Source organism: Pectobacterium sp. F1-1 (assembly GCF_025643735.1).
Lineage (GTDB): Bacteria > Pseudomonadota > Gammaproteobacteria > Enterobacterales > Enterobacteriaceae > Pectobacterium > Pectobacterium colocasium.
Genome location: NZ_CP104733.1, coordinates 237873 through 258133 on the forward strand (window position 1 = coordinate 237873; position 20261 = coordinate 258133).

Here is a 20261-nt window from a genome sequence, read left to right on the forward strand (position 1 = left end):
TTTTATTTCTTCCTGAAATTTTTTATAGCGCACATCCCTGTGCGCTACCTAAAGGCCATCGCAAGCGACGTTAAAAATGTCATCCCTGAATTTTTTGTTGTACAGTAGTGTAAAGTAAACAGAACGGAACCGACATGGACACCTCAACTACGCCAACACTTTCACAGCCTGGCGGCTCAGTACCTCATCAGGATGATTCAATTTCATCTGGTAAAACCCTACAAACACAGTCAGAAAGCCATTCTCAGCATAAAGCGAAACGTGCAGCATGGGGCAGTTTTGTGGGAGCTGTTGTGGATTGGTATGATTTCTTGCTGTACGGAATTGTTGCCGCTCTTGTATTTAATACCGAATTTTTCCCGCAGGTTAGCCCGACAATGGGGACGCTCGCGGCATTTGGTACGTTTGGCGTTGGTTTTCTGTTCCGCCCGCTTGGCGGTATGGTGTTTGGGCACTTCGGCGATAAGCTGGGCCGTAAACGGATGTTGATGATCACGGTCTGGATGATGGGTATTTCCACGGCGCTGATTGGCCTGCTGCCGTCGTTTGATTCCATCGGCTGGTGGGCGCCGGTATTGCTGGTTACGCTGCGGGCAATTCAGGGATTTGCCGTCGGTGGCGAATGGGGTGGTGCAGCGCTGTTGGCAGTAGAAAGTGCGCCGAAGAAGAAGAAAGCCTTTTATAGCAGTGGCGTACAGGTTGGTTTTGGGGTTGGGCTGTTACTGGCTACAGGGTCGGTATCGCTGGTCAGCAATTTGACGACCAATGAAGAATTTATCACCTGGGGCTGGCGTTTGCCGTTCTTGTTCAGCCTGATTCTGGTTGCGATTGCCTGGTGGGTGCGTAACGGGATGGATGAGTCTCAGGAGTTTGAGGCGAATAAGACGTTGGGAGAAAGAGCAAACAAACTGCGTTCGTTTCCTATTATGGAAGCACTTCGCCAGCACCCGAAGGCATTTCTGCTGATTATCGCGCTACGGCTTGGAGAGCTGCTGACGATGTATATCGTCACCGCGTTCGCCCTCAATTACTCCACCACCCATCTTGGGCTATCGCGGGATATCTTCCTGAATATCGGGCTGCTGGTGGGGGCGATCAGCTGTGTGTCTATCCCGTTCTTTGCCTATCTGGCGGATAGCTTTGGCCGCCGTCGGATCTACGTTACTGGTGCGCTGATTGGTGCCGTGAGTGCAGTGCCATTCTTTATAGCGCTGGAAAGCCATAACACGTTGCTGATTCTGTTCTTTGCCATCATGCTGGCGAATATTGCCCACGATATGATTGTTAGCGTACAGCAGCCGATGTTTACGGAGTTATTTGGTACGGCTTATCGCTATAGCGGAGCGGGTGTAGGTTATCAGGTCGCCAGCGTAGTCGGCGGCGGATTTACGCCTTTTATCGCTGTGCTGCTAGTACAGTTTATGGATGGTTCATGGCACGCGGTGGCGGCTTACCTTGCTATTGGTTGTTTGCTGTCAGCGATTGTCGGGATGCAGATGAAAGCAAAACCGGCGGATGCTTTACCTCACTAATATCCCCATCTCTCTGATCCAAAATGCCGATACAGATGCAGTGTCTGTATCGGCACATTTCTACTGTTTTTGTCTATTGTTCTCTGGCCGGTGTTATCTGAACCGATCGAGATCGCTTCGCTTCAGCCCGATATCCTTAAGCCCGTCATCGCTCAGATTTTGTAGTATCTTCAGCGTTTGTGCCCTGGCCCGCCAGGCTTTCCACAGGCGGTACGGCAAAATCAGCATTAGCCAGAACGGTGACTCGCGGAACGGTTTTTGTGATCGATTCTCATGAAATTCCATATTTTCCCCCTCGCCAGTGAATGATCGCTATGATGGGGCGAAAGGTATTTTCAATACAGACGCAAAAAATCCATTTTTTTAGCATACAGATTGTGTGATATTGCATCTGAATGGTGATTTTTATTTGAATCTGTACTGGTTGTGGTTGGGTATCTTAATAGAGGACGATACTGATGACGCGTTATCAACACCTTGCCGGGCTGTTAGAACAGCGGATCGAACAAGGGCTGTACCAAAGTGGAGAGCGCCTGCCTTCGGTACGGGCGCTGAGTACAGAACATGGTGTAAGCATCAGTACCGTACAGCAGGCCTACCATCTGCTGGAAACCCGGCAATTGATTATGCCGCAGCCGCGTTCGGGATATTTTGTCACGCCGCGTAAGGCAACGCCGCCCGTACCCGCGCTGACGCGCCCTGCCCAACGCCCGGTTGAGATCACGCAGTGGGAATCGGTGCTGGAGTTGGTTAACGTGCGTCTGGAAACCAACGTGCTGAAATTTGGTAGCGGAATGCCGGATGTGAGCCAGCCGACCATCAAACCACTGTGGAAAGAGATGGCTCGCCTCTGCCAGTATCAGGATTCCCGCATCTTGCAATATGACAGCGTATATGGCGTGCCTGCGCTGCGTGAGCAGATTGCCCGTCTTACCGTGGACTGCGGCTGCCAGCTGACTCAAGATGATATTGTGGTCACGACCGGATGTCAGGAAGCCCTATTTGTTGCCGTCCGCGCGGTTTGCCAACCCGGCGATATCGTGGCCGTTGAATCACCCGCTTTTCCAGGCACGATGCAGATCCTTCGTGGGCTGGATATCAAAGCGATCGAGATCCCAACCGATTCAGTGACTGGGATCAGCCTCGAAGCGTTGAGGCTGGCGCTGGATCAATGGCCGATCAAGGCCGTCCTGCTGGTGCCGAGCTGCAATAACCCGCTTGGTTTTATTATGCCTGATGCCCGTAAGAAAGCGTTGGTGACGCTGGCGCAGCATTTTGATATCGCGATTATTGAAGATGATGCCTATGGTGAGTTGGCCTATGAATACCCGCGTCCCCGCGCGATAAAGTCGTTTGATGAGGATGGGCGCGTGCTGTTGTGCAGTTCGTTTTCTAAAAATCTGGCACCCGGTTTGCGCGTTGGTTGGATCGCGCCGGGGCGTTATCTGGAACGGGTGATCCATACAAAATACATCAGTACGGGATCGACGGTGGTGCAGCCGCAGATAGCTGTGGCGGAGTTTATTCGTCAGGGGCACTATCAGCCCCATCTTCGCCGCATGCGCGCCCAATACAAAGCTAATCTGAGTACGTTTACCTGCTGGGTGCGTGAGTATTTTCCGTCCAATATTTGCGTCAGTCGTCCGCAGGGAGGATTCCTGATGTGGATTGAACTACCTGAATATTTTGATTCGCTCAAGCTCACACGTGAGGTCAGAAAATCAGGCATACAGATCGCCGCAGGGTCGCTCTTCTCTGCCTCAGGGAAATACCGCAATTGTATTCGACTCAACTATGCCAATCGTTTCACGGAAGAGATGAGAGAAGGGCTGCGTATCGTGGGCAGTGAAGTTGCGAAGATGATGCATACGCCTCCTGATTAGGGCGTCACTGAGGGTGTTAGGGAAGGGCCGATACGGGTAAGGATAAGCCCCGTATCGGCGGGTTGATGTGCAGAACCGATGAGTGGCAAACGGCTCCGGCCAGCAAGCTCCGTAATGCTCAGGCCTGCCAACGACGCCACTGTATTCTTCGTCACAGACTGTGGCGATAGGCCGAATGTCATGTTGCGCGGCGCTCTCCTGAGAATATTGCCTTCCGTGTAATTCTCATGTCAGCCTGCGAGCCGCTTCGCAAATCAGGCGTATCGCCGTCTTATCTGCTCAGTAACTTATCCGCTCAGTAGCTTATCCTCTCAGTAATTACCGGCCTAAATAACCGTCCCAGTCTTTCCATACGGGCTGGAGACCTGCCCGAATGATGGCCTGCGCCACGTCTTCAGGGCGTCGTGAGTCGTGGGGTGAAAACTGTTCCAGCTCAGGATGGTCATCGGCATAGCCACCCGGTTGGGTTTTGGAAAAGGCGCTGACGTTGTTAATCGCGATAGGGATGGCATGATCGCGAAAGAACGGTGATTCGCGCGTGGACAGCGACAGTTCAATATCCGGTGCCAGCAACCGGAATGCACAAATTACCTGCATGAGCTGGGCTTCATCCATTAACGAGGCGGGTTCAATGCCGCCCGCACAGGGGCGCAGGCGCGGGAACGAGATAGAATATCGGCTTTGCCAATAATTCTGCTGCAAGTGCAACAGGTGTTCCGCCACCATATAGCAGTCGGTGCGCCAGCTAGTGGACAGGCCGATTAATGCACCCAGCCCGATCTTGTCGATCCCGGCTCGACCAAGCCGATCCGGCGTGGCGAGCCGCCAGTGGAAATCCTGTTTTTGTCCTTTTAGATGGTGCAACTGGTAGGTCGCCGGATGATAGGTTTCCTGATAGACCATCACGCCATCCAGACCCAGTGCTTTTAATTCGGCGTACTCATCCTGCGACAAGGGCTGAACTTCAATCATCAGCGAACTGAAGAGCGGCCGGATCAGCGGAAAGACACGGCGAAAATAATCCATCCCCACTTTGCGCTGATGTTCGCCCGTCACGAGCAACAGGTGCTCAAACCCGAGTGCCTTGATAGCGGCGCATTCACGCAGGATCTCTGCCTCATCCAGCGTTTTCCGCTTGATGTGGTTGCTCATCGAAAAGCCGCAGTAGGTACAGTCGTTAGAGCACAGATTGGACAGATATAGCGGTACATAGAAGCTCACCGTATTACCGAAACGCTGTCGGGTAAGCTGCTGTGCCCGCGGAGCCAGCGGTTCCAGATAAGCGCTGGCGGCGGGTGAAATGAGCGCCATGAAATCGTCACGCGTCAGGTGTGGTGCAGCAAGCGCGCGCTCAACATCCAATGCGGTTTTACCGTTGATGCGCAGCGTCAGGTCATCCCAGTCGAGCTGTTCCCAGACAGTTTGGAAATCGACGTTCATCTCGCCGCCCCTCCAGTTGGCTGATGCAGAAAACCGGTGAGTGGGCTGGTGGCGCTGGCGACGAACTGCTTACTTCCCAGACCCGCCTGACGAGCAAGCCCACCGGCATCGACTGCCAGTCTGAATGCGTGCGCCATAGCGACGGGATCGCGAGCAACGGCGATTGCCGTATTGACCAGCACGGCGTCGGCGCCCATTTCCAGCGCGTCGGCCGCATGACTAGGGGCGCCAATGCCCGCATCGACAATCACCGGAACGCGCGCTTGTTCGATGATGATGCGGAGAAAATCACGCGTTTGTAACCCTTGATTAGAGCCAATGGGCGCGCCGAGCGGCATCACCGCCGCGCAGCCAGCCTCTTCCAGCCGTTTGCACAGTACCGGGTCGGCCCCGCAGTAAGGTAGAACCGTGAATCCTTCTTTTACCAGTTGTTCGGCGGCCTTCAGGGTTTCGATGGGATCGGGCAGCAGATATTTCACATCGGGATGAATTTCCAGTTTCAGCCAGCGAGTGCCCAGTGCTTCTCGCGCCAGTCGGGCAGCAAAAATGGCTTCGTCTGCGGTTTTGGCTCCTGAGGTATTCGGCAGCAGCTTAATGCCGAGCTGACGTAGCGGGGCGAGAATGGCATCGTTGCCGCCGTTCAGGTCAACGCGTTTCATCGCCATGGTAACGAGCTGTGAACCGGAGGCCTCGAGTGCTGCCAGCATCAGTTCTGGCGTGGCGAATTTTCCGGTGCCGGTCAGCAGCCGTGAAGTTAATGTCGTATCGGCAATGTGCAGCATGTCATCCTCCCGCGATTGCCTGAAAAAGCAAAATATCATCACCGTCCTGAACCTGATGCTGTGACCAGGTGGTGTGCGGGATAATGGTCTGATTGATAGCCAGCGCCGTGCCGGGCTGGAGCCGGTTTATCTGGCTTAGCAGCGCCTCAACCGTGATGGCCTCTGGGAATTCAAAGGGCTCATCATTCAGCGTGATTCTCATGCTGCTCCCCCGCATACCGGGCAGTGGGGCGCGCGCGTGAGCTGGAGCGTGTTCCAGCTCTGCTGTTTGCCATTGAACATTCTCAGCTTGCCATCCAGCGCAGACGGCATACCGGCCAGCAGCTTTATTGCTTCCAGCGCCTGAAGCGTGCCAATCACGCCGACCACTGGACCCAGCACGCCGGCGGTGCGGCAGTTGCGCTGTGGTTCGGCCGTATCGGGGTACAGGCAGGCGTAGCAGCCAGCGTGATAAGGCGGTGTGAAGACTGTGAGCTGGCCGCTGAAACCGACGGCACTCCCGCTGATGAGCGGCTTCCCTGCGTTAAAGCAGGCGGCGTTAACCGCGTGGCGAGTGGTCATGTTATCGCTGCAATCCAGCACCAGATCGGCGCGGCTGACGGCGTGGTGTAGTGCGTCACCGCTGAGCCTTTCGGTAAGTGCAATGGTTTCCGAGTACGGGTTTAACGCCTGTAGCTGACGTTGTGCTAACACGGCTTTGGGTTTGTCGGTGTCGCTGGTGTGATAAAGAATCTGGCGTTGCAGGTTGCTGATGTGCAGCGAGTCATCGTCGGCAAGCAGCAGCTTACCGATGCCTGCGGCGGCCAGATAGAGCGAAGCGGGAGCACCCAGCCCGCCCAGGCCAACCAGCAGAACGCAGGCGGCTTTGAGTTTCTCCTGACTCTCCGGGCCAATGTCTTCCAGCATGAGCTGGCGGCTGTAGCGCATAAATTCGCTATCGCTCAGTCCGGCAGGCGCTGGATGGTGAGTCGTTACCATGTCATGCCTCCCGCCCTTCAATCATCCTGAGCAGTGTTGCCGTAGCCTGACGCCAGTCTGTTGCCTGCGTAATGGCGCTGACGACGGCAATACTGCCGACGCCCGTTTCCAGTACCGCAGGGACGCTATCGATGCTGATACCGCCAATCGCAACGGTGGGAAAACGGCCTTGCAGATCGATTATGTGCCGCATCAGTTCGGCCAGCCCCTGCGGCGCTGATGGCATGTCTTTGGTTTGCGTGGGGAAAATGTGCCCCAGCGCGATGTAGGACGGGTTTATCACCACCGCGCGCGCCAGTTCACGATCGTCGTGCGTGGAAACACCTAAGCGCAGACCCGCTTTTTTAATCGCGGCCAGATCGGCGGTGTCCAGATCTTCCTGACCCAAATGTACGCCGTACGCCTGATGTTTTACGGCTAATTTCCAATAGTCATTGATGAAAAGCTGTGCCTGATAGCGACGACCCAAGGCGATCGCCTGGATCACATCGGCTTCGGCTTGTTCATCTGACCGATCTTTGATCCTCAACTGGATCGTTTTCACCCCGACGCCGAGTAGTCGCTCGATCCACTCCACGCTATCGACGACGGGATACAGCCCCAGCCGCTGTGCCGTTGGGGCAAAAGGCGTCGAGTCTGTCATTTGCTTTCCTCGGTTTGCAGGCTGGTGGCGCTGTGATAAAGCTCGCTGCCGCGAGAGCGGAATTCTTGCGACATCTGCGCCATACCCACTTCAATCGGTTTGGCTTCCGCTTCCTGTTTCGCGGCGTAGTTGCGTACTTCCTGTGAGATTTTCATCGAGCAGAATTTGGGGCCGCACATAGAACAGAAGTGAGCGACTTTACCGGATTCCTGCGGCCACGTTTCATCGTGGTAGGCACGTGCCGTTTGGGGATCGAGCGCCAGATTAAACTGGTCTTCCCAGCGGAATTCGAAGCGTGCTTTTGACATGGCGTTATCACGGATCTGTGCGCCGGGGTGACCTTTTGCCAAGTCGGCAGCGTGGGCGGCGATCTTGTAGGTAATCAACCCTTGTTTAACGTCGTCTTTGTTTGGCAGGCCGAGATGCTCCTTCGGCGTGACGTAACAGAGCATTGCGCAGCCGAACCAGCCGATCATGGCGGCGCCGATGCCGGAGGTGAAGTGATCGTAACCCGGTGCGATATCGGTGGTTAACGGGCCGAGTGTATAGAACGGGGCTTCGTGACAGTGCTCCAGCTCTTCGGTCATGTTGCGGCGAATCATCTGCATCGGAACATGGCCGGGGCCTTCGATCATCACCTGCACGTCGTATTCCCAGGCGATTTTGGTCAGCTCGCCCAGCGTATGCAGCTCGGCAAATTGGGCTTCATCGTTGGCATCCTGAATGGAACCGGGGCGTAAGCCGTCACCCAGCGACAGCGCGACATCGTAAGCGGCACAGATTTCACAGATTTCACGGAAGTGCTCGTACAGGAAGCTCTCTTTGTGATGCGACAGGCACCACTTCGCCATGATGGAACCCCCGCGTGAAACGATGCCGGTCAGGCGTTTAGCGGTCATTGGCACGTAGCGCAGCAGCACGCCGGCGTGGATAGTGAAATAGTCCACGCCTTGTTCCGCCTGCTCCAGCAGCGTGTCACGGAACATTTCCCAGTTCAGGTTTTCCGCCACGCCGTTCACTTTTTCCAGCGCCTGATAGATTGGCACGGTACCGATGGGGACGGGGCTGTTACGCAGAATCCACTCGCGGGTTTCATGAATATAACGGCCGGTTGAGAGATCCATCACCGTATCCGCGCCCCAGCGGGTAGACCAGACCAGTTTTTCCACCTCTTCTTCGATGGAGGACGTCACGGCGGAATTACCGATATTGGCGTTAACCTTCACCAGAAAATTGCGGCCGATGATCATCGGTTCTGATTCGGGATGGTTGATGTTGGAAGGAATAATGGCGCGACCGGCGGCGACTTCCTGACGAACGAATTCCGGCGTGATGTTTTCCGGCAGAAGTGCACCGAAACTTTGCCCCGGATGCTGCTGGCGCAGCACGTCAGCGCGAATACGCTCGCGCCCCATATTTTCGCGAATGGCGATAAATTCCATTTCGGGGGTAATGATCCCCTGCCGTGCATAGTGCAACTGAGTGACGCGTTTGCCTGCTTTGGCACGTAGCGGTCGTGGCAAGTGTTCGAAGCGCAGATGATCCAAACCCGCATCTGCCAGACGCTGCTGAGTGAAATCGGAACTGACGCCGGATAGCGCCTCGGTATCGTGACGTTCTGCAATCCAACTGGCGCGCAGCTTCGCTAAGCCAACGCGGACATCGGGTTGAGCGTTGGGGTCGCCATAAGGCCCTGACGTATCATAAACCGGGATCGGTTCATTGGGTTCGTATTGCGGATTGTCTTTGCTGCCGCCGAGTAGCGTCGGGCTGAGCTGAATTTCTCGCATTGGCACGCGAATATCGTCGCGCGAACCTGCAAGGTAGATACGTTTGGAATTAGGGAAGGCTGTTCCCTGTAAGGTGTCGATAAATTGCTGGGCGGCGGCACGCTGCTCGCGGCGACCCGATTTGGATGCTGTAGATAACTCTGTTTTTACCGACGAGGTTTTTATAGACAAAGGTTCTGTAGACATAGCAAGTTCCTGTTAGACGTAAAGGGAAGATTGCTTGTCTGGAGCCCGGAGGGAGTAATAATGATATTGGGCATCAGAGCAGGTATGTAGGAATACGTAGCCTTGGGCTCAATCTCAATGAGGTGCATTACTCTTGTTCCCTTCGCAGGTATTAACCCGATCAGGTTCCGCGGATCCCGAATTAACGGTCTCAGCCTGTGCGCTCATAGATTTCGTAAAACGATTGCTTTCGTAAAACGATTGCTTTCGTAAAACAAAACATGAGCACGCTAGGCACTCCGACAAGATATGCCCGTTTCTTAAACGGGCCAATAAAACCCCTACACTGTATGACGGCAAAACGCGGATGTCAAAGCGTGACGGTTTTGCCTGTACAGCGTGTGGCGATGTTCTTAAATAACGTCAAATGACCGCTAGTTGTCGTAAACCAGACGGATCATGTTGTCTTCTAACGTAAAACGCTCCTCCAGAGCTTCACCGACGCTGGAGAGTGCCTGCTGAAATTCGAGGCAGTTATCATGGTCGATAGCCGTCGCCAGATGGTTATCGTAAAACGTCATGATTTGCTGCGTGTTGTTTTGCAGGGCGAGGTCGAGCTGGGTAGAAAGGGCTAATAGTTGTTCGCTGTGTGTCGCTGCTTCGTGCAGCATCTTTTCGTATAAGTGAAAGTGACCGGTAGAAAGATAGTCCACCAGATTCTGGCAAAAATGATCCAATGCTTCTTCATCCAGAAGAGAAAGCGCATCCTTGTTCGGCTTGATGCCAACCAGATGATAGTAAGCCACCAGAAGCTGCTTACGCGCTTGTAGCCATTGGTCGATTAACGCATTATTGCCACCAACGTATTCAGTCAGACTTTGTAGCTGGTTTAGCATTGTTGACTCCGTGAACGGTAAGAAATAACTGAAATCCCAGTTATAAAACTTATGTAATCACTCTGAATGTAAAATGCCAGTGAAGTGGCAGTGGAGCAATAAAAAGATATGGAACAGACGCTAAAAGGTGATGAGACCGGCTGGTGGGTGGTTAGCGATGCGGTACAAATCTGGCTGCCCCAGGGAGAATTACCGTGTGGAACGGCGACGAAGTGGTCTCTGCAGGGGAAAACGGCTCGCCAAATCGGCGAATGGCAAGAACAGCCTGTCTGGCTGGTGTGTCAGGGCCGTGATACCGATATGGCCTCGGTTCGCCAACTGCTCGATCAGGACGTGGGGTTATTCCAGCTCGCGGGGCGAGGCGTACAGTTGGCTGAGTTTTATCGTTCCCATCGTTTTTGTGGTTACTGCGGCCATGAAATGGTGCGGAGCAAAACGGAGCTGGCGTGCTTATGTCACCACTGCAAAGAACGTTATTATCCGCAGATCGCGCCTTGCATCATCGTCGCGATTCGCCGTGGTGATGAGATTCTGCTGGCGCAGCACAATCGACATCGCGGAAACATGTACACCGTGCTGGCTGGGTTTGTAGAAGTCGGCGAAACGCTGGAACAGACGGTCGTGCGTGAGGTAATGGAAGAGAGCCAAATTCAGATAAAAAACCTGCGTTACGTGAGTTCGCAGCCTTGGCCATTCCCTCATTCTCTGATGATGGCGTTTATGGCCGATTATGCGGGTGGAGACATTAAGCACGACCCAAAAGAGCTGCGTGACGCGGGCTGGTTCCGCTATGACCAACTCCCGCAACTGCCCCCGCCGGGCACCGTGGCGCGTCGACTTATCGAGGATACGGTGGTGTTGTGTCGCGCTTATCACGAGAACGAAGGCTGACGTGGTACTATTTGCGCCATGAATGACTCATGTACACAACGTACTCGCGTCATAGCGTATTCGTTTTATAAAGCGTTCGTTTTATAACGCATCCGTTTCATCACATCTATCCGGTGTCGAACCGCCGTGAGGTTGAAAGGAAAAGAACATGACTGATCTGAAAAACGATCGCTACTTGCGGGCGTTATTGCGCCAACCCGTTGATGTCACCCCGGTGTGGATGATGCGTCAGGCGGGGCGTTATTTGCCGGAATATAAGGCAACGCGCGCACAGGCGGGGGATTTTATGTCGCTGTGTAAAAACGCAGAACTGGCTTGCGAAGTCACGTTACAACCTTTACGGCGCTATGCGCTGGATGCGGCAATCCTGTTCTCCGATATCCTGACCATCCCTGATGCCATGGGATTAGGGCTCTATTTTGAAGCGGGGGAAGGCCCACGCTTTCACTCTCCCATTACGTCTCATGCCCATGTGGTTAACCTGCCGATTCCCGATCCTGAGCAGGAGCTCGGTTATGTGATGAATGCAGTGCGGACGATTCGTAAAAACCTCGCCGGTGAAGTGCCGTTGATCGGTTTCTCGGGCAGCCCGTGGACGCTGGCGACCTACATGGTTGAGGGCGGTAGCAGCAAAGCGTTTACCGTCATCAAGAAAATGATGTTTGCTGAGCCTAAAACGCTACACCTGTTGCTGGATAAGCTGGCGGATAGCGTCATTCTCTATCTCAATGCGCAAATTCGTGCTGGTGCGCAGGCAGTGATGGTATTCGATACCTGGGGCGGCGCGCTGAGCGGACGTGACTACAAAGAATTCTCCCTGCGGTACATGCATAAGATTGTTGATGGTTTACTGCGTGAGAACGACGGTCGCCGTGTGCCAGTGACGCTCTTCACCAAAGGTGGAGGCCAGTGGCTGGAAGCGATGGCGGAGACAGGCTGCGACGCGCTGGGGCTAGACTGGACAAGTGATATTGCTGATGCACGCCGCCGTGTAGGCGATAAAGTGGCGCTACAGGGAAATATGGATCCGTCGATGTTGTATGCCGATCCTGCACGGATCGAGCAGGAAGTGGCGTCGATCCTTGCTGGATTTGGGCAAGGCAACGGGCATGTTTTCAATCTGGGTCATGGCATTCACCAAGATGTGCCGCCGGAGCATGCGGGCGTGTTTGTTGAGGCTGTCCATCGGTTGTCTCGCCCTTATCACGCATGATTCACAGGAGATGATGTGATTGATACACAACAGCTGCGGGTTGAGCAACTGGCCCGCGCTTTTGATGTGATTCGGCACGACGATGTACCTTTTGAGCAGCCTGCGTTTATCGCGGGTGCTGACGTTGGCTTTGAGCAAGAAGGCTCGGTCACTCGCGCGGCGATTGCGCTAATGCGCTATCCTTCGTTGGAGCTGGTAGAATACAAGATTGCGCGTATCAGCACGACGATGCCCTATATCCCCGGTTTTCTTTCATTTCGCGAATGCCCTGGGTTGCTTGCCGCGTGGGCATTGCTTGAACAGAAACCCGATCTGCTGTTTGTCGATGGGCATGGGATTTCTCACCCACGGCGCCTCGGCGTTGCCAGTCATTTTGGCCTGCTGGTTGATGTTCCGACGATTGGTGTGGCAAAAAGTCGGCTGTGTGGCCGATTTGAACCGTTGGCGGAGAGCGTCGGCAGCCAGCAGCCGTTACTGGATAAGGGCGAGCAGATTGGCTGGGTCTGGCGCAGCAAAGCGCGCTGTAATCCGCTGTTTGTGGCGACGGGGCACCGAGTTGGACAAGACAGTGCATTGCACTGGGTGCAACGTTGTATGCGCGGTTACCGTTTACCGGAGCCGACCCGCTGGGCTGATGCGGTTGCATCGAATCGTCCCGCATTTGTGCGTTGGCAACGGCAGCAAGATGCTAACGTATTGTCGTAAAACTTTAGGAATTCAGGCATAGGGCGTCACTGTGATTTCAGGTACACTGCCGTCCGTCGCTGTTAATGAGCATAAAAATGTTACGTAACCCCATTCATTTACGTCTGGAAAAACTGGCAAGCTGGCAGCATGTCACTTTTATGGCATGCCTTTGTGAACGTATGTATCCCAACTACCACGAGTTCTGTCGTCAAACAGAGTTCGGCGATGCGATGGTTTACCGCCGCATTCTCGATTTGGTATGGGAAACATTGGTTGTTAAAGATGTGAAGGTTAATTTCGATAGCCAGTTGGAAAAGCTGGAAGAAGCGATTCCCGCTGCGGAAGATTACGATCTTTACGGTGTTTACCCGGCTATTGATGCCTGTATCGCGCTGGGCGAGCTGATTCATTCGCGTTTAAGCGGTGCAACGCTCGAACATGCGGTAGCGATTAGCGAAACGTCTATCCGCACGGTGGCCATGTTGGAAATGACGCAGGCAGGCAAAGAAATGACCGACGATGAGCTAAAGGTTTTGCCTGCAATTGAAGAAGAATGGGACATCCAATGGGAGATTTTTCGCCTGTTGGCGGCCTGTGAAGAACGCGACATTGAGCTGATAAAAGGGCTCCGTTCCGATCTGCGCGAGGCCGGAAGTAGTAACATCGGGATAAATTTGCATCAATAACGCGATAAAACGTGATTTAAGGCCTGAAATGGCCTGTCTTAAGGCTTCACATTCGCACCCTGTCTGGTCTACATTTGGGGGGCGTAAAAAAAGTGGCTGTCGGTGCGTGTATGCAGGAGAGTGCTACCACACCCTGAAAAGGGAGATGGCATATCCGTCGCACTCGATGCTTAGCAAGCGATAAACACACTGTAAGGATAACTTATGAATAAGACTCAACTGATTGATGTAATTGCGGACAAAGCTGATCTGTCAAAAGCACAGGCTAAAGCAGCTCTGGAATCAACTCTGGCGGCAATTACCGAGTCTCTGAAAGAAGGTGATGCAGTACAATTAGTTGGTTTTGGTACATTTAAAGTCAACCATCGTAATGAGCGCACTGGCCGCAACCCACAAACCGGTAAAGAAATCAAAATTGCTGCTGCCAACGTGCCAGCGTTTGTTTCTGGCAAGGCTCTGAAAGACGCTGTTAAATAAGCCCATGTCGGTTAAAAGTTTAAGCAGAGGGGCGTTTTCGCCCCTTTTGCTTTTACGACGATTGTGTGGCGCAGGCCTCGTGCTTATTGCCGTGGTGGCCTGTAGTAGCCGCACCGCACCGCCGGAGTTTTTTGCCAGCGGTTATGTTGCCGATCGCGGTATTGTGCGTTTGTGGCGTAAAGATGATGCGCAGAATACGACGGCGCTGACCACCGTGTTCAATCCACTTCAGGGTAACGGTCTGGTGGTGACTCGCTATACGTTCCAGCAGGATAAGCTGCGTGAGATACAGCGTAATCAGCTCGGCGCGCAAAAAGAAGATATGCGCTTGCGCTTTGCAGAAGATGGAACCGTCAGTTTTATGCAGCGGCAACTTGCCGAAAGGCGTGAATCGGTTTCTGACGATGATATCGCGCTCTATCAGTTTGATGCTAAGCGTATGCTGGAGTTGAGTGATGTACTGCGTGCAGGCAAGGTGACGCTAAAGCAAGGGAAATGGTTGGAAGGGCAAGTACAGTCTTGTGACGGTACGGTAGTTAGCCCTGATTTTGACAATGATTCGCGTGAATGGATTGCAGAGCAAAAAGTGCATGCCACGCGCCCGCTAAATGTCGCATGGCTGGAAGCGCCGGAAGGGACGCAGTTATTGCTGGTGGTGGAAGATGATGTTTGCCAGTGGCAGCCTAAATAACGTTAATCTAAAAATCTGGCAATAAAAAACCCGGATTTCTCCGGGCTTCAGTATTTATCAGACAATCGTTATCAGATCGCCTATCAGGCTTGCTCGCGCTCAATGGCGCGGTAACCGATGTCTTTTCGACAAAATACACCCTGCCATTGAATACCTGCTGCGATTTCGTAAGCGCGCTGCTGCGCTTCAGCGACGGTATTGCCCAGTGCGGTGACGCACAGTACGCGGCCGCCGTTGGTGACGACATCAATACCGTTCAGCTTGGTACCAGCATGGAAGACCTTGCCATCTTCGGCATCTTGCTGCGGTAAGCCGGAAATCACATCGCCCGTGTTGTAGTCAGCCGGGTAGCCGCCTGCGGCCAATACCACACCCAGAGACGGACGTTCATCCCAGATGGAATCTTTCTGATCCAGCGAGCCGTCACAGGCTGCCAGACACAGTTCCACCAGATCAGAGCGTAAGCGCAACATAATTGGCTGTGTTTCTGGATCGCCAAAACGACAGTTGAACTCGATCACTTTTGGCTGACCATCGGCAGAAATCATCAGGCCCGCATACAGGAAACCGACGTAGGTATTTCCCTCTGCGGCCATGCCGTTGACGGTTGGCCAAATTACCTGATCCATCACTCGCTGGTGGATTTCATCAGTCACGACCGGGGCTGGAGAATAAGCACCCATACCGCCAGTATTCGGGCCTGTATCTTTATCCCCAACACGTTTATGATCCTGACTGGTTGCCATTGGCAGCACATTCTTGCCATCCACCATCACGATGAAACTGGCTTCTTCGCCATCAAGGAATTCTTCCACCACGATACGGTGCCCGGCATCACCGAAGGCATTGCCCGCCAGCATATCCTGAATGGCGTTTTCTGCTTCCTGCAACGTCATGGCGACAATCACACCCTTGCCAGCGGCTAATCCATCCGCCTTGATGACGATAGGCGCACCTTTGCTACGCACATAGGCCAGTGCAGGTTCAACTTCGGTGAAGTTTTGGTATTCCGCTGTCGGGATGTTGTGGCGTGCCAGAAAATCTTTAGTGAAGGCTTTGGAGCCTTCTAACTGTGCTGCGCCCTGCGTTGGGCCAAAGATTTTTAGACCCGCGTTCTGAAATGCATCGACAACACCGAGAACTAACGGTGTTTCTGGGCCAACGATGGTTAAATCGATGTGGTTTTCCTGCGCAAAAGTGACTAACGCTGGAATGTCGGTTGCGGCGATATCGACATTGGTCAGCGCTGGCTCAAGCGCGGTGCCGGCATTTCCCGGAGCGACATAAACGCGTTTTGCCAGCGGTGACTGTGCGGCTTTCCAGGCCAGCGCGTGCTCGCGTCCGCCATTACCAATTACTAAAATGTTCATTTCGGTCAAGCTCCAGAATTAATGGCGGAAATGGCGCATGTCGGTAAAGATCATCGCAATGCCGTGTTCGTTGGCGGCGGCAATGACCTCATCATCGCGAATGGAGCCGCCCGGTTGGATCACACAGGTAATACCAACAGCTGCAGCAGCATCAATACCATCACGGAATGGGAAGAACGCATCAGATGCCATCGAGGAACCTTTTACCTCCAGCCCTTCATCACCTGCTTTGATTCCGGCGATTTTTGCTGAATAAACGCGGCTCATCTGACCGGCACCTATTCCGATGGTCATATTGTCGCGTGCATACACAATCGCATTGGATTTAACGAATTTAGCCACTTTCCAGCAGAAGAGGGCGTCGCGCAATTCCTGCTCGCTCGGCTGGCGTTCAGTCACGACACGCAGTTGAGAGGCATCGACCATGCCCAGATCGCGATCCTGTACCAGCAAACCGCCGTTGACGCGTTTGAAATCCAGGCCAGCAACGCGTTGCTGCCAATTGCCACAGGTCAGGACGCGTACGTTTTGTTTGGCAGCGGTCACCTTCAATGCGGCCTCGCTGGCAGATGGCGCAATAATGACTTCGACAAACTGACGGCTGATAATAGCCTGCGCCGTTTCTTCATCTAGCTCACGGTTGAAAGCGATTATGCCGCCGAATGCCGATGTTGGGTCGGTTTTATAGGCGCGTTCGTAGGCATCAAGAATTGAGCCGCCAATTGCTACACCACATGGGTTTGCATGTTTAACGATAACGCAGGCCGGTTCGGAAAATTCTTTCACACATTCCAGCGCCGCATCGGTATCGGCGATGTTGTTATAAGACAGTGCCTTTCCTTGTAACTGTATAGCCGTCGCGACAGAAGCCTCACTAATATTCTCTTCTATATAGAAGGCAGCTTGCTGATGGCTGTTCTCGCCATAGCGCATGTCCTGCTTTTTGATGTAGTTCAGGTTTAACGTGCGCGGGAAGTTACCTGATGGTTTATCGGTTTCACCGTGGTAAGGCGGAACCAGTGCGCCAAAATAATTGGCAATCATGCTGTCGTACGCGGCTGTATGTTCAAAAGCTTTAATGGCTAAATCGAAACGGGTTTCGTAGGTCAGCGAACCTTCGTTGGTGTCGATTTCATTAATAATGGCGCTGTAGTCGCTGCTCTTGACCACGATAGCCACATCTTTATGGTTCTTGGCGGCGGAGCGAACCATCGTCGGGCCGCCGATATCGATATTCTCGACAGCGTCTTCTAATGTGCAGTTCTCACGCGCCACGGTCTGGGCAAACGGATACAAATTCACAACCACGATATCGATCGGCTTAATGTCATGCTGCGTCATGATCGCATCATCTTGATCGCGACGTCCCAAAATACCGCCGTGTACTTTCGGGTGCAGAGTCTTTACACGCCCATCCATCATTTCCGGGAAGCCAGTGTAGTCAGAGACTTCAGTCACCGGCAAGCCAGCATCAGCCAGCAAACGGGCGGTTCCACCAGTTGAAAGAAGCTCGACGCCACGGTGGGACAGAGCTTGAGCAAATTCGACAATACCTGCTTTGTCAGAAACGCTGAGCAGAGCGCGGCGAATTGGACGGCGTTGTTGCATGATGATGTTATCCCCTGGATTTGGGTAGTCAGTAAAGAACGGTATGTGAATATCGTCTTTGTCAGAGCAATAATTGCGGAATAAAGAGAAATATTCAGTTAGCGTTCGCAAAAACACGACGATTTTGAACGAGGTGAATTGTAGCGAAAACGTTTGCGTGATGCTCGTCAATTTTTGAATAGAATGCTTTCTGTGGATAAGTTTGTGCAAAAATAGGTATAAAGCGGGGTTTTGCTGTGGAATGCAGCAAACAAACATTTTTCTTTAAAATAGCTATTGCGGCCTGCCGAGAAGTCCCTATAATGCGCCTCCACTGACACGGCAACAGCGCAAACGCAGTTGTGATGACAGAAAAAAGATTTCATAAAGCAGTCAGCAATGACTTGACTTTAAAGCGGATTAGCATAGTATATGCGACCCGCGCCACGAGAGATTGTGGCACTGCTCTTTAACAATTTAATCAGACAATCTGTGTGGGCACTCACAAGACCGTATCTTGACGATATAAAAAGTCTTGAAGAGTGAACAACAGTAAATTCATTACGAATAAACAGTTTTAATTCTTTGAGCATCGCTGACGAGTTCAGCAAATCAAACAAATCTTAAATTGAAGAGTTTGATCATGGCTCAGATTGAACGCTGGCGGCAGGCCTAACACATGCAAGTCGGGCGGTAGCACAGAGGAGCTTGCTCCTTGGGTGACGAGCGGCGGACGGGTGAGTAATGTCTGGGAAACTGCCTGATGGAGGGGGATAACTACTGGAAACGGTAGCTAATACCGCATAACGTCTTCGGACCAAAGCGGGGGACTTTCGGGCCTCGCGCCATCAGATGTGCCCAGATGGGATTAGCTGGTAGGTGAGGTAATGGCTCACCTAGGCGACGATCCCTAGCTGGTCTGAGAGGATGACCAGCCACACTGGAACTGAGACACGGTCCAGACTCCTACGGGAGGCAGCAGTGGGGAATATTGCACAATGGGCGCAAGCCTGATGCAGCCATGCCGCGTGTGTGAAGAAGGCCTTCGGGTTGTAAAGCACTTTCAGCGGGGAGGAAGGCGGTGAGATTAATACTCTCACCGATTGACGTTACCCGCAGAAGAAGCACCGGCTAACTCCGTGCCAGCAGCCGCGGTAATACGGAGGGTGCAAGCGTTAATCGGAATGACTGGGCGTAAAGCGCACGCAGGCGGTTTGTTAAGTCAGATGTGAAATCCCCGAGCTTAACTTGGGAACTGCATTTGAAACTGGCAAGCTAGAGTCTTGTAGAGGGGGGTAGAATTCCAGGTGTAGCGGTGAAATGCGTAGAGATCTGGAGGAATACCGGTGGCGAAGGCGGCCCCCTGGACAAAGACTGACGCTCAGGTGCGAAAGCGTGGGGAGCAAACAGGATTAGATACCCTGGTAGTCCACGCTGTAAACGATGTCGATTTGGAGGTTGTGCCCTTGAGGCGTGGCTTCCGGAGCTAACGCGTTAAATCGACCGCCTGGGGAGTACGGCCGCAAGGTTAAAACTCAAATGAATTGACGGGGGCCCGCACAAGCGGTGGAGCATGTGGTTTAATTCGATGCAACGCGAAGAACCTTACCTACTCTTGACATCCAGAGAACTTAGCAGAGATGCTTTGGTGCCTTCGGGAACTCTGAGACAGGTGCTGCATGGCTGTCGTCAGCTCGTGTTGTGAAATGTTGGGTTAAGTCCCGCAACGAGCGCAACCCTTATCCTTTGTTGCCAGCGGTTAGGCCGGGAACTCAAAGGAGACTGCCAGTGATAAACTGGAGGAAGGTGGGGATGACGTCAAGTCATCATGGCCCTTACGAGTAGGGCTACACACGTGCTACAATGGCGTATACAAAGAGAAGCGACCTCGCGAGAGCAAGCGGACCTCATAAAGTACGTCGTAGTCCGGATTGGAGTCTGCAACTCGACTCCATGAAGTCGGAATCGCTAGTAATCGTAGATCAGAATGCTACGGTGAATACGTTCCCGGGCCTTGTACACACCGCCCGTCACACCATGGGAGTGGGTTGCAAAAGAAGTAGGTAGCTTAACCTTCGGGAGGGCGCTTACCACTTTGTGATTCATGACTGGGGTGAAGTCGTAACAAGGTAACCGTAGGGGAACCTGCGGTTGGATCACCTCCTTACCAAGAAGATGTGCGTTGAGTGAAGTGCTCACACAGATTGTCTGATGAAAATAACGAGCAAAAGCGTCAACAAAGTACGGTGTCGTGTCCCCTTCGTCTAGAGGCCTAGGACACCGCCCTTTCACGGCGGTAACAGGGGTTCGAATCCCCTAGGGGACGCCAGCGCATCCGACCATTCCGGTGAAAGCGGGGGTCTTCAGTAAGTAATCTGCTTACCTCATATCTTAAAACTGATTAGCAATAGTCAGGGTTTAAGATATTGCTCTTTAACAATCTGGAACAAGCTGAAAATTGAAACATGACAGCTGAATATGCATGACTGCCTTCGGGTGAGTTGTGATGATTCTGTCTGTCAATGAGTCTCTCAAATAATCACAGCACGA

18 protein-coding genes, 1 tRNA gene, 1 rRNA gene and 1 riboswitch are annotated in these 20261 nt (G+C 53.1%); of the genes, 10 read left to right on the plus strand and 10 right to left on the minus strand.

The genetic code is table 11. The annotated features are described in order from the left end of the window. The first annotated feature begins 134 nt into the window (after window positions 1–134). Entirely contained in the window at window positions 135–1532 is a 1398-nt protein-coding gene (shiA, locus tag NAL19_RS01065) for a shikimate transporter (RefSeq protein ID WP_263058514.1), read from the plus strand. Between the two features lie 93 nt (window positions 1533–1625). Here shiA and NAL19_RS01070 read toward each other — a convergent pair whose 3' ends face one another. Further along, window positions 1626–1817, minus strand: a complete 192-nt coding sequence (locus NAL19_RS01070) for a DUF1127 domain-containing protein (RefSeq protein WP_263058515.1) — start codon at window positions 1815–1817, stop codon at window positions 1626–1628. A gap of 173 nt (window positions 1818–1990) precedes the next feature. Between NAL19_RS01070 and NAL19_RS01075 the strand changes: the two genes are divergently transcribed. Beyond that, the gene (locus NAL19_RS01075; protein ID WP_263058516.1) at window positions 1991–3415 is read left to right on the plus strand and encodes a PLP-dependent aminotransferase family protein; all 1425 of its coding nucleotides are present in this window, start codon (window positions 1991–1993) and stop codon (window positions 3413–3415) included. Window positions 3416–3733: 318 nt separating this feature from the next. Here NAL19_RS01075 and thiH read toward each other — a convergent pair whose 3' ends face one another. The 7 genes from thiH to rsd form a co-directional block, all read right to left on the minus strand. Beyond that, window positions 3734–4855 carry a 2-iminoacetate synthase ThiH gene (thiH, locus tag NAL19_RS01080; protein ID WP_263058517.1) on the minus strand — a complete coding sequence of 374 codons (1122 nt, stop codon included), beginning with the start codon at window positions 4853–4855 and terminating at the stop codon, window positions 3734–3736. Beyond that, on the minus strand, window positions 4852–5637 hold the full coding sequence (locus NAL19_RS01085; protein ID WP_263058518.1) for a thiazole synthase: 786 nt from the start codon (window positions 5635–5637) through the stop codon (window positions 4852–4854). The genes thiH and NAL19_RS01085 overlap by 4 nt, the downstream gene beginning before the upstream one ends. A gap of 1 nt (window position 5638) precedes the next feature. Beyond that, the gene (gene thiS, locus NAL19_RS01090) at window positions 5639–5839 is read right to left on the minus strand and encodes a sulfur carrier protein ThiS (protein ID WP_119872053.1); all 201 of its coding nucleotides are present in this window, start codon (window positions 5837–5839) and stop codon (window positions 5639–5641) included. Continuing rightward, window positions 5836–6615 (minus strand): HesA/MoeB/ThiF family protein, encoded by a 780-nt coding sequence (locus tag NAL19_RS01095; RefSeq protein ID WP_263058519.1) that lies wholly within the window; start codon window positions 6613–6615, stop codon window positions 5836–5838. The genes thiS and NAL19_RS01095 overlap by 4 nt, the downstream gene beginning before the upstream one ends. Before the next feature lies 1 nt (window position 6616). Then, window positions 6617–7258: a thiamine phosphate synthase gene (thiE, locus tag NAL19_RS01100; RefSeq protein WP_263058520.1), complete on the minus strand. Its 642-nt coding sequence runs from the start codon at window positions 7256–7258 to the stop codon at window positions 6617–6619. Further along, entirely contained in the window at window positions 7255–9234 is a 1980-nt protein-coding gene (gene thiC / locus NAL19_RS01105; RefSeq protein ID WP_263058521.1) for a phosphomethylpyrimidine synthase ThiC, read from the minus strand. The genes thiE and thiC overlap by 4 nt, the downstream gene beginning before the upstream one ends. Window positions 9235–9354: 120 nt before the next feature. Continuing rightward, window positions 9355–9525: riboswitch (TPP riboswitch) on the minus strand. A gap of 122 nt (window positions 9526–9647) precedes the next feature. Next, window positions 9648–10109, minus strand: coding sequence for a sigma D regulator (gene rsd, locus NAL19_RS01110; RefSeq protein ID WP_225086530.1), 462 nt, complete (start codon window positions 10107–10109; stop codon window positions 9648–9650). Between the two features lie 108 nt (window positions 10110–10217). Between rsd and nudC the strand changes: the two genes are divergently transcribed. From nudC to NAL19_RS01140, 6 genes are all read left to right on the plus strand, one after another. Continuing rightward, a complete protein-coding gene (gene nudC, locus NAL19_RS01115; protein ID WP_225086531.1) occupies window positions 10218–11000 on the plus strand; it encodes an NAD(+) diphosphatase in 783 nt (260 codons plus the stop codon). Window positions 11001–11148: 148 nt separating this feature from the next. Then, window positions 11149–12213 carry a uroporphyrinogen decarboxylase gene (gene hemE / locus NAL19_RS01120; protein ID WP_225086532.1) on the plus strand — a complete coding sequence of 355 codons (1065 nt, stop codon included), beginning with the start codon at window positions 11149–11151 and terminating at the stop codon, window positions 12211–12213. Window positions 12214–12228: 15 nt separating this feature from the next. Further along, complete coding sequence (nfi, locus tag NAL19_RS01125) at window positions 12229–12918, plus strand: deoxyribonuclease V (RefSeq protein WP_263058522.1); 690 nt, start codon at window positions 12229–12231, stop codon at window positions 12916–12918. Window positions 12919–12995: 77 nt separating this feature from the next. Next, entirely contained in the window at window positions 12996–13586 is a 591-nt protein-coding gene (locus tag NAL19_RS01130) for a YjaG family protein (RefSeq protein ID WP_263058523.1), read from the plus strand. A gap of 204 nt (window positions 13587–13790) precedes the next feature. Further along, window positions 13791–14063, plus strand: a complete 273-nt coding sequence (hupA, locus tag NAL19_RS01135) for a nucleoid-associated protein HU-alpha (RefSeq protein ID WP_005970302.1) — start codon at window positions 13791–13793, stop codon at window positions 14061–14063. Window positions 14064–14067: 4 nt separating this feature from the next. Next, complete coding sequence (locus tag NAL19_RS01140) at window positions 14068–14754, plus strand: DUF1481 domain-containing protein (RefSeq protein ID WP_263058524.1); 687 nt, start codon at window positions 14068–14070, stop codon at window positions 14752–14754. 83 nt (window positions 14755–14837) lie between these two features. Here the strand turns inward: NAL19_RS01140 and purD are convergent, their stop codons facing one another. Both purD and purH read right to left on the minus strand, forming a co-directional pair. After that, on the minus strand, window positions 14838–16124 hold the full coding sequence (gene purD / locus NAL19_RS01145) for a phosphoribosylamine--glycine ligase (RefSeq protein ID WP_263058525.1): 1287 nt from the start codon (window positions 16122–16124) through the stop codon (window positions 14838–14840). Window positions 16125–16142: 18 nt separating this feature from the next. Continuing rightward, window positions 16143–17732 (minus strand): bifunctional phosphoribosylaminoimidazolecarboxamide formyltransferase/IMP cyclohydrolase, encoded by a 1590-nt coding sequence (gene purH, locus NAL19_RS01150; protein WP_263058526.1) that lies wholly within the window; start codon window positions 17730–17732, stop codon window positions 16143–16145. Between the two features lie 604 nt (window positions 17733–18336). On the opposite strand from purH, the gene NAL19_RS01155 reads away from it, so the two are divergent. Both NAL19_RS01155 and NAL19_RS01160 read left to right on the plus strand, forming a co-directional pair. Then, window positions 18337–19878 (plus strand): 16S ribosomal RNA (locus tag NAL19_RS01155). An 86-nt stretch (window positions 19879–19964) separates the two neighbouring features. Beyond that, window positions 19965–20040, plus strand: a tRNA-Glu gene (locus NAL19_RS01160). Window positions 20041–20261: the final 221 nt, after the last annotated feature.